Source organism: Streptomyces sp. NPDC040405 (assembly GCF_055595765.1).
The window spans coordinates 431,874-447,207 of the sequence record NZ_JBVIVI010000003.1; the positions used below are offsets into that span (position 1 = coordinate 431,874).

Consider the following 15,334-nt stretch of genomic DNA (forward strand, 5'->3'; position numbering starts at 1 on the left):
CTCCGCACCCCGAGGGGCATCAGCGGGGGAGGCGTCCCTTGCTGAGCATGGCGGCGCGGACGCGCTCCTCCGCCAGCCCGCGCCCGGCCGTGTGCGGCGTGGTGCCACGGCGCTCGGCCTCGTCGAGGACGGTGACGGCGTTCGCGCGCAGCCGACCCGAGATCGTCTCGAAGATGGTGCGCGTCTCGGGCCGGAACCCGGAGTAGCGGGCGTCCATGGCGAACGCGGCGGCGACGACACCACCGGCATTGGCCACGAAGTCGGGCAGCACGGTGATCCCCCGCCCGGCCAGGACCTCCTGAGCCGCGGGCGAGGTGGGCAGATTGGCACCCTCGACCACCAGCCCGGCCTTGATCAGGTGGGCCGTCCGGTCGTCGATGACGTCCTGGAGGGCGGCGGGCACCAGGATGTCGCAGTCGACGGTGAGTTCCTGGCCGGAGGCGAGCACTTCGCCCTGGGAGTGGCGGCCGACGAAGTCGTCGCCGTGCTCCTCCCGGGCGGCCAGCAGGGCGGGTACGTCCAGCCCGCCGGGGTCGTGCAGCGCACCGCGGGCCGTGGACACGGCCACGACGGTGGCGCCCAGTTCGGCGAACCGCGCCGCCGCGGCGGCACCCACGGCGCCGAACCCCTGGATGGCCACCCGGCAGCCGGACAGGGACAGCCCGCGGCGCTGCGCGGCGGCGTCGGTGGCTTCGGCGATGCCGTAGCCCGTGACCCCGAGCTTGTCGTAGGCGACCCCGCCCAGGTGCTCCGGGGTGCCGACGGCCGAGCCGCGGTCTCCCAGCTCGTCCTGGATGATGGCGGCATCGCTCTCGGTCAGCCCCATGTCCAGCCCCATCACATACTCCCGGGGCACCTCGTTGGACAGCGCGCGGGCGAACGCGCGCAGGATCGCCTCCTTGTCGGGGGACGCGGGATCGGCGGCGATGCCCGCCTTGGCGCCACCGTAGAAGAGGTCGACACCGGCCCACTTCCACGTCATGACGCGGGCCAGCCGGGCGACTTCCCCGACCGTCACCGTGGGGCTCATCCGGGTACCGCCCTTGGCCGTACCCCGGGCCGTGTTGTCGATGACCAGCACGCCCTTCATGCCGGTGCGCCGGTGCGAGACGACGACGATCTTCTCGGGACCCCAGTCGTCAACGAGCGAGAGTGCGTCAGCCACGTCGGTGTGTCCTTCTCCGTAGATCGGTGGATCCGTGGTCCACCTCACGATGTGGCCGGTGACCGCACCCCACAAGGGTCGGCAGGGCGACAGATTCGATACCGAGGAGCAAGGAACGCTTATGCTCGCCCGCCCAGCCCCGACTGCGCCACGGCGCGCAGGACGTCGACGAGGGCCACTACGGTGGGCCGGCGCTCCGCGGCACAGCGGAACACCACGACGATGTGCCGCTCGACCGTCTCGCGCAGCCGCACCACATCGAAGCGCGAGGGGCGCAGCCTGAGCATCAGATCCGTCACCGTGCTCACCCCCACGCCCGCCTCCACCAGGGCCAGTGTCGCCGCGGTGTCCGTGACCTCGTGCAGCACCTCGGGCTCGACGCCCGCCCGGCGGAAGGCGGTGCGCACGGCGCGCCCGTAGTAGCTCCCGGCGGACGGCAGGATCCACCCCAGATCCCGGGTCTGCGCCATGGTGATGGTTTCCCGGCGGCCCATCGAACCGGTCGGCACCGCGAGCGAGAAGCGCTCCCGGTGCAACCGCGTCACCCGCAGGGCCGGATCGCGCGGGATCGGTACGTCCGGATAGTCGAGCCCGAGCGCGAGATCCACGGCCCCGGAGGCCACCGCGTCGTACACCTCGTCCACGTCCATGTCACGGCTGTGGACCGTCAGCCCCGGATGGTCCTCGCGCGCCGTGCGCAGCGCGGGCGGCAGGATCTCGGCGGCGGCCGTGGCGAACAGACCGACCAGCAGCGTGCCCGAGGCGTCGTTGCGGGTGCGCTCCAGCGCCTCGACGGCCTCGGCCTCCGTGGACAGGATCCGCTCGGCGTGCCGGGCCAGCGTCATCCCCGCGTCGGTCAGCTCCACCCTGCGTCCGGTCCGCCGCAGCAAGTCCATGCCGGTGGCCTTCTCCAGCGCGGCGATCTGCTGCGAGACCCCGCCGGGCGTGTACCCGAGCGACTCCGCGACCGCGGTGATGGTGCCGCGCCGGGTCAGTTCGACGAGGGAACGCAGCTGGGCACTCGTCCAGTCCATATAGCGACCCTAATAGATCACGAGCAATAACTGTTCATGGACGTCAAAGGCCGGGGTGCTGCACGATGACCGGCAGATAGCTGATCGGCATCGTCCTGCACTGCGACAGCCGCGCCGCGCCGGGGCCCCCTTTGGCCTCGGCGCCCGCCTCGCGAAGGGATCGGCCATATGTCCCCCTCGTCTTCCCCGTCCTCCTTCCGCACCGTCCCGCCCGCCGCCGACGTCGTGATCATCGGCGGCGGTGTCATGGGTGCCAGTACCGCCTTCCACCTGGCCGAGGCCGGAGTGGCGAACATCGTCGTCGTCGAACGCGGAGAGCTGGGCTGCGGCAGCTCGGGCAAGCCCATCGGCGGCGTCCGGGCCGTGTTCTCCGACCCGCTCAACATCCAGCTGGGCAGCCGGAGCCTGCGCGCCTTCCAGGACTTCCCGCACCGCCCCGGCGCCGACATCCGGTTCGACGACGTCGGCTACCTCTTCCTGCTCACCAGCGAGCAGCAGGCGACGGACTTCGAGGCCGCCGTCAGGACCCAGAACGCTCTCGACGTGCCCAGCCGCATGATCGGCCCGCGGGAGGCGCAGCGGCTGTGCCCCTACGTCGGCACCGAAGGGCTCGTGGCCGCCGTCCACTCGCCCACCGGCGGCCACGCCCGCCCCGGGCTGGTCATTGAGGGCTACGCGCGCGCCGCGGCGCGGGCCGGAGTCACGTTCGCCACCCACACCGCCGTCACCGCCATCGACACCGCGGGCGACCGGGCCACCACCGTGCACACCGACCACGGGCCGATCTCCTGCGCCACCGTCATCTGTACGGCGGGCGCCTGGTCCGCGCGGATCGGGGACATGCTGGGCGTACGCCTCCCGGTGCGCCCGGTGCGCCGTCAGGTGGCCTTCACCGCACCGCTCACCCCGCCCGCCCCGCGCATCCCCTTCACCATCGACTTCTCCTCGTCGGCCTACTTCCACAACAGCGACGACGGGCTGCTGTTCGGCCTCGCCGACCCCGGCCAGGCCGACGGGCACGACACCACCTGGACCCCGGAGTGGCTGGAGCTGTTCCGCGCCGCCGCCCGGCGTCAGGCCCCGGCCCTGGCGGACATGGAGACGGTCGGCGGCTGGGCTGGGCTCTACGAGATCACACCGGACCACAACGCCCTGATCGGCCGCTCCGGCGACTTGAGCAATTTTCTTTACGCGACCGGGTTTTCGGGGCATGGCTTCCTCCAGGCCCCGGCCGTCGGCGAGATCGTCCGGGACCTGTATCTGGACCGCACTCCGTACCTCGACGTCCGCCCGTTCAGCGCCGACCGCTTCACGACCGGGGCGAACGTACGCCCCGAAGCGCATGTGGTGTGAGCCGGAGTCGACCGGTGCGGACCGCCAAGCGAAAGGCAGCACTTCCGATGACCAGCCGGACCCTCAGCCAGTGGCAGCTGCGCGCCGCGTTCGCCGCCCGGCTCTCGGACATGTACGGGCGGGAGGTCCCCGCCTACACCACCCTTGTGGACGTCTCCCGCGAGGTCAACGACGACGTGCTGCGCACCCGCGGCGCCGACGCCGAGCGGCTGGGCTCCATCAGCCGGGTCACCGCGGAGCGCCACGGCGCGATCCGCGTCGGCACCCCGCGGGAGATGAGCCAGGTCGCGCGCGTCTTCGGGGCGCTGGGCATGCACCCGACCGGCTTCTACGACCTGCGCGAGGCCGCCGCCAGCGCGGTGCCCGTCGTCTCCACCGCCTTCCGCCCCACCGACGGCGAGGAGCTGGCGCGCAACCCGTTCCGCGTCTTCACCTCCATGCTCACCCCCGCCGACCCGCGGTTCTTCGACGACGACCTGCGGGCCCGGCTGGAAACCTTCCTCGCGGGCCGCGAGCTGTTCCCCCCGGAGCTGCTCGCCCTCGCCGACCGGGCCGAGGCCGAGGGCGAACTGCCCGAAGCGCAGGCCGAATCCTTCCTCCAGCTCGCCGTGGCCGCCTTCGAGCTGTCGGCCGAGCCGATCGACCGGGGCTGGTACGAAACCCTGGAGCAGGTCTCCGCCGTCGCCGCGGACATCGGCGGCGTCCGCAGCACCCACATCAACCACCTCACCCCGCGCGTCCTGGACATCGACGAGCTGTACCGGCGCATGACCGACCGCGGCATCGAGATGATCGACGCCATCCAGGGCCCGCCGCACTGGGACGGCCCCGATCTGCTGCTGCGCCAGACGTCCTTCCGCGCGCTCGCCGAACCCCGGGCCATGCGCACCGCCGACGGGAACGTGACCAGCGGATCCCTGCGGGTGCGGTTCGGCGAGGTCGAGGCGCGCGGCATCGCCCTCACCCGCGAGGGCCGCGCCCTCTACGACCAGCTGCTGACCCGGATCGACCAGGAGGCGGCCGCCCGCCCCGAGGCGGACCGCGGTGACCTCGCCCGCGCGCTGTGGGCGGAACACGTCCCCGCCACCGAACGCCGGCTCGCCGACCGGAAACTGGGCTACTTCACCTACCACGTGGTCCCCGACCGGCCACGCGACGGCAGCCGGCCGCCCGCCGATCTCGGCGAGCTGGTGGCCCGGGGCTGGCTGCGCGCCGAACCCCTCGTCTACGAGGACTTCCTGCCCCGCTCCGCGGCCGGGATCTTCCAGTCCAACCTCACCGGCGAGGGCGCGCGCAACAACGACCACGCGGGCGCCGCCTACGACAGCGCATGGCTGTCCGGCGCCATCGGCCGCGACGTCCTCGACCCCTTCGCCCTCTACGAGGAGCAGCAGGACCACTCCATCGCCCAGGCCGCCCGCGTGCTGGAACTCGACGGCGCGCTCGGCTGACACCGCAAGCGACCCCCCTACCTCCCGAGGGAGCATTCATGACCAGCACCGCCCTTCCCACCACCGACGACCTGCGCGACCGGGCCCGTACCGCCCTGGAGCGCGTCGGCGTGAGCGTCCCTCGGGGCAGCGGCCTCACCGCCCGCACCCCGATCACCGGCGAGAACCTCTTCGAGCTGGCCGCCGCGACCCCGGCCGACGCCGAGGCGGCCATCGCCGCCTCCCGCGCGGCCTTCCTCGACTGGCGCACCACCCCCGCCCCCCGGCGCGGTGAACTCGTGCGCCGCCTGGGCGAGTTGCTGCGCGACCACAAGAGCGACCTGGCCGACCTGATCACCATCGAGGCGGGCAAGATCCGCTCCGAGGCGCTGGGCGAGGTCCAGGAAATGATCGACATCTGCGACTTCGCCGTCGGCCTGTCCCGCCAGCTCTACGGACGCACCATCGCCTCCGAACGCCCCGGCCACCGGCTCGCCGAAACCTGGCACCCGCTCGGCGTGGTCGGCGTCATCTCCGCGTTCAACTTCCCCGCGGCCGTCTGGTCCTGGAACACCGCTGTCGCCCTGGCCTGCGGCGACACCGTGATCTGGAAGCCGTCCGACCTCACCCCGCTGATCTCCCTGGCCTGCGACCGGCTCCTCGCCCAAGCCGCCGAGGAGGTCGGGGCGCCCCGCGATGTCCACCGGCTGCTGCTCGGCGACCGCGCCATCGGCGAGAAGCTGGTCGACGACCCCCGCGTCGCCCTCGTCAGCGCCACCGGCTCCACCCGCATGGGCCGCGAGGTCGGCCCCCGCGTCGCCGCCCGCTTCGGCCGCAGCCTGCTCGAACTCGGCGGCAACAACGCCGCCATCGTCGCGCCCTCCGCCGACCTCGACCTCGCCGTGCAGGGCATCGTGTTCGCCGCGGCCGGTACCGCGGGGCAGCGCTGTACGACGCTGCGCCGCCTCATCGTCCACCGGGACATCGCCGACACCCTCATCGCCCGGCTGACCGCCGCCTACACCAAGCTCCCCATCGGCAGCCCGTTCGACGAGGACACCCTCGTCGGCCCGCTCATCTCCACCGGCGCCCTCGACGGCATGCGCGGCGCCCTCACCCGCGTCCAGGCCGAGGGCGGCAAGGTCCTCGCGGGCGGCAACCGCCGCCTGGCCGAGGAGCTGCCGCAAGCCGCGTACGCCGAACCCGTCATCGTCCGGGTGGACGAACAGAGCGAGGTCGTACGGGAGGAGACCTTCGCCCCGATCCTGTACGTCATGACCTACGACACCCTGGAGGAGGCCATCGCCCTCCACAACGACGTCCCGCAGGGCCTGTCGTCCAGCATCTTCACCCGCGACCAGCAGGAAGCCGAGGTCTTCCTCTCCGCCGAGGGCTCCGACTGCGGCATCGCCAACGTCAACATCGGCACCTCCGGCGCGGAGATCGGCGGCGCCTTCGGCGGCGAGAAGGAGACCGGCGGCGGCCGCGAGTCCGGCTCCGACTCCTGGCGCGCCTACATGCGCCCGGCCACCAACACCATCAACTACTCCAGCCGGCTGGCCCTCGCCCAGAACGTCAGCTTCCTGTGACCGAAGCCTGGTCACGTCAGAAGCTGCTCCGCCCAGATGCACTTCCCCTGTGAGGTGTAGCGGGCTCCCCACCGATGGGCGAGGGCGGCGACCAGTTGCAGTCCACGGCCGCCCTCGTCCAGCTCGCCCGCCCGGCGGATCCGGGGCGTGGCCGGGCTGCCGTCGGACACTTCGCAGATCATGGCCCCGCTGCGCAGCAGGCGCAGTCCGATGGGTCCTTCGGCGTGCCGGACCACATTGCCCACCAGCTCGCTGACCAGCAGCTCGGTGGTCGCGGTGAGGGCGTCCAGATGCCATGCGCCGAGCTGGCTCCGGACATGGGCGCGTGCCTCGCCCGCCGCCCGGGGGTTCTCGGGCAGGGACCAGCAGGCGATGTCGTCGGCGGGGAAGGGCCGGAGCCGGGCGATGAGGAGGGCCGCGTCGTCGTCGGTGTGCTGCCCGGGGGGCAGCAGGGCGGACAGCAGCGTCTCGCACAGCCGGTCGGGGTCGGTGGCGGCGCCGTCGCCTTCGCCTTCGCCTTGCGGGGCGCGGCGCATCGCGGCGGTGAGGTCGCGGGCGAGGTCCGCCATCCCCTGCTGGATGTCGCGGCCCGCCGTCTCGACCAGGCCGTCGGTGTAGAGCACGAGCAAGGCATCGTCGGGCAGGGCGAGTTCGAAGGTGTCGAACGGCGGCGTCGCGGCGCCGAGGGGCGGTACGACGGGGAGCTCGGGGAAGAACACCGAGCCGTCGGCACGCACCACGGCGGGCGGCGGATGTCCGGCCCGGGCGATGGAGCAATGGTGGCGGGTGGGGTCGTATTCGATGTACAGGCAGGTGGCGTAGAAGTCGTCACCGAGGCCGCTGACGAGGTCGTTGAGCCGGAAGAGGAGTTCCCCCGGCGGGAGTTCGAGGTCGGCGAGGGTACGGACGGCCGTGCGCAGCCGTCCCATGGTGGCGGCCTCCGACAGGCCATGGCCCATGACGTCGCCGATGACGAGCGCCACCCGGCCACCGGACAGCGGGATGAGGTCGTACCAGTCGCCGCCCACCTCCGCGCTCGCGCTGGCGGGCAGATAGCGCGCCGACGCGGTGGCGGCGGGCAGCTCCGGCAGGATGCGGGGGAGCAGCTCGCGCTGAAGTTCCTGCGCGTGCTGGTGCTCGGCGTCGTAGAGGCGCGCCCGCGCCAGCGCCTGGGCGGCCAGCCCGCCCAGGGCCGTGAGCAGCGTGCGCTCCTCGCCGGTGAGGGTCCGCGGATGGTCGAACGAGACGGAGCAGTAGCCGATGGCGTCCCCGGAGACGATCAGCGGGAGAAACGCCCATGCCTGCTTCCCCGAGGCGGTCGGCAGATGGGCCAGCTGGGGAAAGCGCCGGACGAACTCCTGCGACGAGGAGACGAACGTGGGCACGGCCGAACGCAGCGCCACCGTCAGCGGGTTCTCGCGCGGATGCCCCGGATCCGCCAGCAGCGTGATGAAGTCCTGGGAGTACCCCCGCGAGCCCACCGTCGTCAGGCGGGTGCCCTCGACCAGCTGGACCAGCAGTCCGATGGCGCCGAAGAGCGGCAGGGCGCGGTCGGCCAGGGCACCGACGACGTCCTGCACGGTCGCCGCCGCGGCGAGGCTTCCAGCCAGCTCCTCCAGCCGGGTGGCACGCAAGGCGTCGTCCATGGCGAGCGCTCCGCCCTCCGGGGACCCGGCCGGGTGCGCGGGGCCCTCGGCGAGGCCCTGAAGGCTGCCGGTCATGCGATACGGCGTGCCGTCGTCCCCCGACAGCAGCTGGCCGTCGGCCCGGACCCGGATGTAGCGCCCGTCCGGCTGGCGCACCCGGTAGGCGGCGCTGTAGTCGCTCCGGGCGTCGATCGCCGCTTCGCCGGTGGCGAGCACATGGGGCAGATCCTCGGGATGGACGAGGCTCATCCACTCCTCGAACGTCGAGTCGACGGGGAGGGAACCGGCGCCGAGGATCGCCAGCGCGGTCTCGTCCCAGTGCACCGCTCCGGCGCCGAAGTCCCACGTCCAGGTGCCGATGCCGGTCCCGCTCCGGGACCGCTGGAGGTGGGCGCGGGTGGGCCACGCCCAGCCGGGAGGCCCGCCCTGCGAGAGCACCGGGGTGTGCAGCCGCTCGGCGGCCCATCCGGCCACGGCGATGAGCAGGGACTGTTCCGCCGCCCCCGGCTCGCCACGCGCGGCCGTGAGGACGGACAGCGCCCCCTGCGGTCCGCGCGGCGCGGGCATGGGGACGGAGACCAGTCCGGTGCCGAGGGGAAAGGTCCGGCCCCCGGCCCCGGCGTCGCCGGTGAGGGGCGTCCAGACGACGCTGTCGTCCCGTACGGCGAGGGCGGGCGCGACCCGCTCGTCGCCCCCGATGCTCTTCCACGCCTCGGTCAGGCCGTCGGAGAGCCCGCAGCGCGTCGCCAGATACAGATGTCCGCTGCCCCCGCCGCCCAGATGCACCATGCCGCCGAGCCCGCCCACCCCGGCCACCGCCTGATCGAGGCCGATCCGCAGCGCCTCTTGGGCGCCGACGCTCTCGCCCGCGGCCATGAGCATGCCGATCCGGGGGTCCGTACTCATCGCGTCACCTGTTCCTACATGCCCTTATCCACCCTATCCGGGCATACGGGACGCGACCGGGGTGAAGAAGTTGACGAGGTTGCCGTCCGGGTCCCGGAACAGGAGCGAGCGATTGCCCCAGGGCATCGTGGTGGGCTCCTTGACGACGTCCCGCACGAAGCCGGTCAGATTCCGGTGCACCGTGTCCACGTCGTCCACCTGGAACTCCAGGATGACGCTGCGGTTGTCGCCCGGCTGGGCGGAGCCGGGCGCGAACATCGGGACGGTGCGGGTGCTGCCGATCGCCAGGGTGGCCGAGCCGACCCTCAGCTCGGCGAAGTCCTCGGTGGCCCAGCTCGCCCGCACTCCGGTGGCGCGTTCGTAGAAGCCGACGAGGCGGGTGATGTCGCCGGTGATGACGCGGATCGAGACGAAGTCCATGGGTGTTTCTCCTGGTAGCTCGGTGCTTCGGACCGCACGCTACGGTCAATACCGGGCAGAACCCGCCCGGTATCTACGGGAGAATGGTCGGCATGCCCCGACCGATTGCCCGCGTGCTCACCCTGCTGGAACTTCTGCAGTCCGGCGGCCTGCGCACCGTCGCCGAACTCGCCGACCGGCTCGGCGTGGACGAACGCACGGTGCGGCGATACGCCGACCACCTCATCGACCTCGACATACCCGTCGAGTCGGTGCGCGGCCGCTACGGCGGTTACCGGCTCGCCCCCGGTTTCCGCATGCCCCCGCTGATGCTGACCGACGACGAAGCGCTCGCCGTGCTGCTCGGCCTGGCCGCCGGACGGCGCGGCGGCCTGACGACGGCCACGGACACGATGGCCACGGCCACGGCGGGCGAGACCGCGGCGGCCAAGATCCGGCGGGTGCTGCCCGAACGGCTTCGCGGCAGGCTCGACGCCGTGCTCGACTCCCTCGCCTTCACGGCCCCGCCCGGCGCTTCCGCCGCCCCGCGGACCCCGGTCCTGCTGTCGCTCGCCGACGCGGTGCGCCATCACCGGCCGGTCCGGATCCGGTACACCGCCGCCGACGGCCGGTCCGGCGACCGCACCCTGTACCCGTACGGGCTCGTGACCCACGCGGGCAAGTGGTACGTGACCGGGGTGGATCCCGGGATCGGCGAGGACCGGACGTTCCGGCTGGACCGCATCGCCGATGCGCGTACCCTGCCCGGCTCGTTCGAGCCGCCCGCCGGAATCGACCCGGCGCGGCGTGTCCTGGAAGGGCTCGCCACCGCGCCGTACCGGCATCGGGTGACCCTGCGGATCCGGGGGACGGCCGAGCAGATCCACACCCGGCTGCCCGCCAGTGTCGCGCTCGTGACCGCGGCCCCGGCGGCCGAGGAGTGGTCCCGTGTCGAACTGCGCGTGGAGCGGCTCGACTGGCTGCCCGGCGTGCTCGCGTCGCTGGACCTGCCGTTCGTCATCGAGCGCCCCGACGAGCTGCGCGACCTCGTCGCGGCACTCGCCGACCGGCTCGCGCGCGCGGCCCGCGAAGATCCGCCGGACGGCAGGGTCTAGTGCGCCAGGACCTAGCGCGCCAGGGCGGCCCGGGCCGCCGCGAGTGCCTGCTCGGCGTAGCCGCGTCCGAACAGCACCGCGTGCACCAGCAGCGGGAAGAGCTGATGCAGTCCGACGCGGTCCGCCCAGCCCGCGGCGAGCGGCGACGCCTCCTGGTAGCCCTCCAGCACCCGGTCCAGATGCGGGCAGCCGAACAGGCGCAGCATCGCCAGGTCGGTTTCCCGGTGCCCGCCGTGCGCGGCCGGGTCGATCAGCCAGACCTGCCCGTCGGCACCCCACAGCACATTGCCGTTCCACAGGTCGCCGTGCAGCCGGGCGGGCGGCTCGGCGGGGCCCGCCAGGCCGGGCAGGCGCTCGCAGACCCGCTCGACCGTGGCCGCCTCGGCGGCGCGCACCGTGCCCTCGTCCACCGCGCGGCGCAGATAGGGCAGCACCCGGTGCTCGGCGTACCAGCGCGGCCAGTCGCCGCCGGTGACGTTGCGCATCGGGGCCAGCCCGATGTACGCGTCCTCGGGGCCGCCCGGTGGCGGGGCGCCGAACGCGGGTGCGCCGGAGGCGTGCAGGGCGGCCAGCTCGCGGCCGAACCGCGCCGCCGCCCGGGCGCTCGACGGGCCGGAGGAGACCCGGTCGGTCACCAGCCAGCGCGGGTCGTCGCCGTGCACCACCGGGACACGGACCGTGCCGGTGTCGGCCAGCCAGCGCAGCCCCGCCGCCTCGGCCTCCGTCGCGCCGGGGTCGTCACCGCGCTTGACCATCACCACCTGCCCGCCGTCGAGGGTGACTTCGGCGAGCGCCCCGGACATCGCGCGCTCAGCGGTCACCGGGCGTCCGGTGAGGCGGGCCGCCGCCGCGCCCGGGCCGTCGCCGGTCCCGGCCGGGTCCGGACCGGCCGTCATGCGTCCGCGCGCTCGCGCGCCCAGGCGAGCAGGCCGGGTGTGGCGGCTTCGATCATGTCCAGCACCGTGTCGAATCCCTCCGGGCCCCCGTAGTACGGATCGGGTACGTCCAGGTCGCCCCGCGCGTCCGGGTCGAAGGACCGCAGCATCCGGACCCGGGACGGATCGTCGACCAGCCGGCGCAGCTCGCGCTCGTGGCCGCGGTCCATCGCCAGGAACAGATCGGCGTCCCTGTGCTCGGCGCCGACCTGGGCCGCGACGTGTTCGACCGGATAGCCGCGCCGGGCCAGCACCTCCCCGGCCCGTTCGTCGACGGGCTCGCCGACGTGCCAGGGACCGATACCGGCGCTGGTGACCCGTACCGCACTGTCGAGCCCCGCGCGGCGCAGCCGCTCGGCGAAGACCAGCGCGGCGGACGGCGAGCGGCAGATGTTCCCGCTGCAGACAAAGCAGATGTGCACGGCCCCCAGGGTAGGGCCGTATCCCCCGGCGCCGGGGAACGGGGTGGGACGCGGGCCGTGTTCCCGCCCGGCGCCGGACGGTAGCGTCACGATCATGAATGCGTCAGGCAACGGCCTCACCGACCAGGCCCCGGCCGATCCCGCCGCCACCGACGACATGCTGGCGAGCCAGCCCGTCGGCTACTGGACCGGCCTGGCCCACACCACCGTCACCCGGCATCTGCGCGACGCGATGGCCAGGATCGACGTCACCCAGCCGCAGTACTGGGTGCTCAACTGCGTGCACTCCTGGCCCGCCGCGCCGAGCCGCGAGGAGGTGGCGGCCCAGCTGGCGCCCCTCGCGGACGGTCCGCACGAGACCGCCCGCGTCATCGACCAGCTGCTCCACCGCGACTGGCTCCGGGCCGACACCGGGCAGCGCCTGCACCTCACCGACGCGGGCGAGGCCGCCCGCGTCCAGCTGCGCGCACTGGTCACCGAGCTGCGTGCCGTCGTCCACGAGGGCGTCGGCGACGACGAGTACGTGGCCGCGCTCACGGTGCTGCGCACGATGGTCGCCAACGTCCGGCGCGCCGAAGGGGCTACGTGAGCAGCGGCAGGGCGGGGAAGGCGTGGTCCTGCCAGAGCCGCCGGGAGACCTCCTCCGGGTAGGCGGTGGTCTCGGGCGTCGCGTCGAAGACCCGGGTCAGGCGGCCGTCCGGGTCGTACGCGGGCCAGCCCGGGTCGCCCGTCGTGGCGAACGCGGCCCAGGCCGTGCGGAAGCGGGACGACAGCGCCTCGGCCTCCGGCGAGGGCCCGGAGCCGTCGAACAGCAGCAGGCCGAGGTCGGCCTCGAAGGTGCCGAACAGCAGCGGTACGTCCAGGCCGTGGCAGGCGCCCATGACGCCGCCGCCCGCCGGGGCGGGCCAGGTCAGCTCGTACAGATGCGCGCGGCCGCCCCCGGCCACCTGGGCCTCGGCCAGCCGCAGCGAGGGCATGTGGAACAGCCAGTCGGACTGGACCCGTTCGTGGAGTTCGGCGGGCGAGGCTTCGGGGAAGGCGGCGCGATAGGCCCGTTCGCCGTCCGGCCCCGGCCCGAACGCGCGCAGTGCCGCCGCCGCTTCCCGCTCACCGGCCTTGCCGAGCTGCCCGCCGAGGGCGAGGAACAGCCGGTACTCGTCCCGGTTGTGCCCGGCGAGCAGCTCCACGTCGCGGGCCGCACCGGCCGCCAGCGCCTGCCACGGGGTGGTCGGCAGCACCTCGCCGTCCACGACGGGCGCGAAGGGGGTCAGCGTGTGGACGAGCTTGCCCCACCGCTCCTCGTACTGGCGCATCTTGGGGGCCAACGCCTCACCTGCCGAGGGCAGTTGGCGTGGATCCACCGTGGACAGCCCGGCGGCCGTCGGCCGCACGCCCGCCTCGGCGGCGAGCGCGCCCGCGATGTCCCGGCCCAGTTCGTCCGAGAAGTACGTGCCCGGCACGCTCTGCGCGATGGCGCGCCGGAACAGCCCCGCCGCGCTCGGCATGGCCAGCAGCGCGGCGACCGATCCGGCTCCGGCCGACTCCCCGAACACGGTGACCCGGCCGGGGTCGCCGCCGAACGCCGCGACGTTCTCCCGCACCCATTCCAGGGCCGCGACCTGGTCGAGCAGACCGCGGTTGGCGGGCGCCCCGTCGATGTGGGCGAAGCCCTCGATGCCCACCCGGTAGTTGAGGGTGACCACGACGACGTCGCCGTCCCGGGCGATGTGCCGGGCGTCGTAGCCGGGGCTGCCGGAGTGGCCGAGCTTGTAGGCGCCGCCGTAGAGCCACACCATCACGGGGCGGCGGGCGGCCGGGTCCGGATCGGGCGTCCAGACGTTGACCGTCAGCCAGTCGTCGCCGGTCGGCGCCTCCAGCGCACCGCCGCGGCCCAGGAACGCCGACTCCTGCGGGGGCGGCGGCCCGAAGGCGTACGCGTCCCGCGTGCCCTCCCAGGCGCGCACGGGGCGCGGCGCCTGGAACCGCGCGTCCCCCACCGGCGGCTCGGCGAACGGGATGCCGCGGAACACGGCAAGACCGCCCTCCCGGCGGCCACGCACCGCACCGGCGGCGGCGCGCACCACGGGCCCGGCGGATCCGGCCGCCGACTCGCGGGACTCGGCTGTCGTCATCGATGACTCCTCACGGCTCCTGGTGAACACGTCGGTAGCCACGATGCCCGAGCCGCGCGCGGATGCCCCCGGTGGGGGCGCGACGTGTTGGCACGGCAGGCGGAAGAGGCGGATAGTTGAAGTGGAGCAATCCCGAGAGATCGGAGGACGCCATGATTGTCCTCGGGGTCATTCTCCTCATCATCGGTCTGCTGACCGGTATCGCCGTTCTGTGGACGATCGGCATCGTCCTTCTCGTCATCGGGGCGGTCCTGTGGGCCCTGGGCGCCGCGGGTCACGCGGTCGCCGGACGGCGGCACTTCTACTAGGCGGCACTTCTCCTAGCAGGCACTTCTCCTAGCAGACCGGCTGCTCACCCCGCCCGGTAGAGCGCGGTGATCAGCTCGATCACCGCCTGCCCCGCGGGATGCGGATCGTCCCGCCACCAGCCAAGACGCACGGCGATCGGCTCGGCGTCGCGCACCGGCCGGTACACGATGCCGGGCCGCGGATACTGGTGCGCGGTCGACTCCGCGGTCATGCCCACACAGCGGCCCGTGGAGATCAGATTGAGCCAGTCGTCGACGTCCTGCGTCTCCTCGACGGCCGGGCGGGAGCCGGGCGGCCACAGCTCGGGGGTGGTGGTGCCGGTCCGCCGGTCGACCAGCAGCGTGCGGTCGCCGATGTCGGCGAGCCGGATGGAGCGGCGCCGGGCCAGCGGATCGTCCGCCGCCATCGCGCACAGCCGCCGCTCCAGCCCCACGATGGCGGAGTCGAAGCGCCGGTCCTCCAGCGGTCTGCGCAGTACCGCCAGGTCACAGGCCCCTTCCGCGAGACCGGCCGTGGTGGCGTTGACCCGGACGAGGTGCAGATCGGTCTCCGGATGCGCGGCGGCCCAGCGGCGCTGGAAGGCCGGGGTGTGGCTGCCCAGCGCCGACCACGCGTAGCCGATCCGCAGCCGGGTGTGGCCCGACGTGGCCTCCCGCACCAGATCGTCCACCTCCCCGAGCACCCGCCGGGCCTGCGCCACCACGCGCAGTCCGCTGCCGGTCGGGGTCACCGTCCGCGACGTACGCCGCAACAGCCGCACCCCGAGGGTGCGTTCGAGCGAGGCCAGCGTGCGGGACACGGCCGCCTGGGAGACCCCGAGCGCGATGGCGGCATCGGTGAACGTGCCCTCGTCCACGATCGCGACGAGACAGCGCAACTGACGCAGCTCCACATCCATA

14 protein-coding genes are annotated in these 15,334 nt (G+C 73.5%); 6 read left to right on the forward strand and 8 right to left on the reverse strand.

What is annotated here, in order from left to right; genetic code table 11:
• Positions 1-19: 19 nt before the first annotated feature.
• Together ACZ59A_RS15580 and ACZ59A_RS15585 are read right to left on the reverse strand one after the other, a co-directional pair.
• Positions 20-1,165 carry a Glu/Leu/Phe/Val family dehydrogenase gene (locus ACZ59A_RS15580; protein WP_470958596.1) on the reverse strand — a complete coding sequence of 382 codons (1,146 nt, stop codon included), beginning with the start codon at positions 1,163-1,165 and terminating at the stop codon, positions 20-22.
• A 119-nt stretch (positions 1,166-1,284) separates the two neighbouring features.
• The gene (locus ACZ59A_RS15585) at positions 1,285-2,199 is read right to left on the reverse strand and encodes a LysR family transcriptional regulator (protein WP_470958599.1); all 915 of its coding nucleotides are present in this window, start codon (positions 2,197-2,199) and stop codon (positions 1,285-1,287) included.
• A gap of 168 nt (positions 2,200-2,367) precedes the next feature.
• On the opposite strand from ACZ59A_RS15585, the gene ACZ59A_RS15590 reads away from it, so the two are divergent.
• The 3 genes from ACZ59A_RS15590 to amaB are packed head-to-tail and all read left to right on the forward strand — an operon-like array spanning position 2,368 to position 6,571.
• Positions 2,368-3,552: an NAD(P)/FAD-dependent oxidoreductase gene (locus tag ACZ59A_RS15590; RefSeq protein ID WP_470958601.1), complete on the forward strand. Its 1,185-nt coding sequence runs from the start codon at positions 2,368-2,370 to the stop codon at positions 3,550-3,552.
• Between the two features lie 47 nt (positions 3,553-3,599).
• On the forward strand, positions 3,600-5,003 hold the full coding sequence (gene hglS / locus ACZ59A_RS15595; RefSeq protein ID WP_470958604.1) for a 2-oxoadipate dioxygenase/decarboxylase: 1,404 nt from the start codon (positions 3,600-3,602) through the stop codon (positions 5,001-5,003).
• Positions 5,004-5,041: 38 nt separating this feature from the next.
• Entirely contained in the window at positions 5,042-6,571 is a 1,530-nt protein-coding gene (gene amaB / locus ACZ59A_RS15600; RefSeq protein ID WP_470958606.1) for an L-piperidine-6-carboxylate dehydrogenase, read from the forward strand.
• Between the two features lie 11 nt (positions 6,572-6,582).
• On the opposite strand, the gene ACZ59A_RS15605 is transcribed toward amaB, so the two are convergent.
• Together ACZ59A_RS15605 and ACZ59A_RS15610 are read right to left on the reverse strand one after the other, a co-directional pair.
• Positions 6,583-9,123 carry a SpoIIE family protein phosphatase gene (locus ACZ59A_RS15605; protein WP_470958609.1) on the reverse strand — a complete coding sequence of 847 codons (2,541 nt, stop codon included), beginning with the start codon at positions 9,121-9,123 and terminating at the stop codon, positions 6,583-6,585.
• A gap of 33 nt (positions 9,124-9,156) precedes the next feature.
• Complete coding sequence (locus ACZ59A_RS15610) at positions 9,157-9,543, reverse strand: VOC family protein (RefSeq protein ID WP_470958612.1); 387 nt, start codon at positions 9,541-9,543, stop codon at positions 9,157-9,159.
• Between the two features lie 92 nt (positions 9,544-9,635).
• On the opposite strand from ACZ59A_RS15610, the gene ACZ59A_RS15615 reads away from it, so the two are divergent.
• Positions 9,636-10,637, forward strand: coding sequence for a helix-turn-helix transcriptional regulator (locus tag ACZ59A_RS15615; protein ID WP_470958614.1), 1,002 nt, complete (start codon positions 9,636-9,638; stop codon positions 10,635-10,637).
• 11 nt (positions 10,638-10,648) lie between these two features.
• On the opposite strand, the gene ACZ59A_RS15620 is transcribed toward ACZ59A_RS15615, so the two are convergent.
• Positions 10,649-11,533, reverse strand: a complete 885-nt coding sequence (locus ACZ59A_RS15620; RefSeq protein WP_470958617.1) for a fructosamine kinase family protein — start codon at positions 11,531-11,533, stop codon at positions 10,649-10,651.
• Entirely contained in the window at positions 11,530-11,994 is a 465-nt protein-coding gene (locus tag ACZ59A_RS15625) for a low molecular weight protein-tyrosine-phosphatase (protein WP_470958619.1), read from the reverse strand. The genes ACZ59A_RS15620 and ACZ59A_RS15625 overlap by 4 nt, the downstream gene beginning before the upstream one ends.
• Before the next feature lie 94 nt (positions 11,995-12,088).
• Between ACZ59A_RS15625 and ACZ59A_RS15630 the strand changes: the two genes are divergently transcribed.
• Positions 12,089-12,583 (forward strand): MarR family transcriptional regulator, encoded by a 495-nt coding sequence (locus ACZ59A_RS15630; RefSeq protein WP_470958621.1) that lies wholly within the window; start codon positions 12,089-12,091, stop codon positions 12,581-12,583.
• Here ACZ59A_RS15630 and ACZ59A_RS15635 read toward each other — a convergent pair.
• Positions 12,576-14,126 carry a carboxylesterase/lipase family protein gene (locus ACZ59A_RS15635; protein WP_470958623.1) on the reverse strand — a complete coding sequence of 517 codons (1,551 nt, stop codon included), beginning with the start codon at positions 14,124-14,126 and terminating at the stop codon, positions 12,576-12,578. The two genes, ACZ59A_RS15630 and ACZ59A_RS15635, sit on opposite strands and share 8 nt — an antisense overlap.
• Positions 14,127-14,278: 152 nt before the next feature.
• Here ACZ59A_RS15635 and ACZ59A_RS15640 point away from each other — a divergent pair, with 152 nt between their 5' ends.
• Positions 14,279-14,434, forward strand: coding sequence for a DUF6131 family protein (locus tag ACZ59A_RS15640; RefSeq protein WP_468045107.1), 156 nt, complete (start codon positions 14,279-14,281; stop codon positions 14,432-14,434).
• 44 nt (positions 14,435-14,478) lie between these two features.
• On the opposite strand, the gene ACZ59A_RS15645 is transcribed toward ACZ59A_RS15640, so the two are convergent.
• Entirely contained in the window at positions 14,479-15,333 is an 855-nt protein-coding gene (locus tag ACZ59A_RS15645; protein ID WP_470958626.1) for a LysR family transcriptional regulator, read from the reverse strand.
• Between the last annotated feature and the right edge of the window lies 1 nt (position 15,334).

Bases quoted from the DNA above. Each gene is read 5' to 3' on its own strand.
- ACZ59A_RS15630 (WP_470958621.1), top strand. From the start codon at position 12,089: ATGAATGCGTCAGGCAACGGCCTCACCGACCAGGCCCCGGCCGATCCC.
- ACZ59A_RS15645 (WP_470958626.1), bottom strand. From the start codon at position 15,333: ATGGATGTGGAGCTGCGTCAGTTGCGCTGTCTCGTCGCGATCGTGGAC.
- ACZ59A_RS15615 (WP_470958614.1), top strand. From the start codon at position 9,636: ATGCCCCGACCGATTGCCCGCGTGCTCACCCTGCTGGAACTTCTGCAG.
- ACZ59A_RS15640 (WP_468045107.1), top strand. From the start codon at position 14,279: ATGATTGTCCTCGGGGTCATTCTCCTCATCATCGGTCTGCTGACCGGT.
- ACZ59A_RS15585 (WP_470958599.1), bottom strand. From the start codon at position 2,199: ATGGACTGGACGAGTGCCCAGCTGCGTTCCCTCGTCGAACTGACCCGG.
- amaB (WP_470958606.1), top strand. From the start codon at position 5,042: ATGACCAGCACCGCCCTTCCCACCACCGACGACCTGCGCGACCGGGCC.
- ACZ59A_RS15605 (WP_470958609.1), bottom strand. From the start codon at position 9,123: ATGAGTACGGACCCCCGGATCGGCATGCTCATGGCCGCGGGCGAGAGC.
- ACZ59A_RS15610 (WP_470958612.1), bottom strand. From the start codon at position 9,543: ATGGACTTCGTCTCGATCCGCGTCATCACCGGCGACATCACCCGCCTC.
- hglS (WP_470958604.1), top strand. From the start codon at position 3,600: ATGACCAGCCGGACCCTCAGCCAGTGGCAGCTGCGCGCCGCGTTCGCC.
- ACZ59A_RS15590 (WP_470958601.1), top strand. From the start codon at position 2,368: ATGTCCCCCTCGTCTTCCCCGTCCTCCTTCCGCACCGTCCCGCCCGCC.
- ACZ59A_RS15620 (WP_470958617.1), bottom strand. From the start codon at position 11,533: ATGACGGCCGGTCCGGACCCGGCCGGGACCGGCGACGGCCCGGGCGCG.
- ACZ59A_RS15635 (WP_470958623.1), bottom strand. From the start codon at position 14,126: ATGACGACAGCCGAGTCCCGCGAGTCGGCGGCCGGATCCGCCGGGCCC.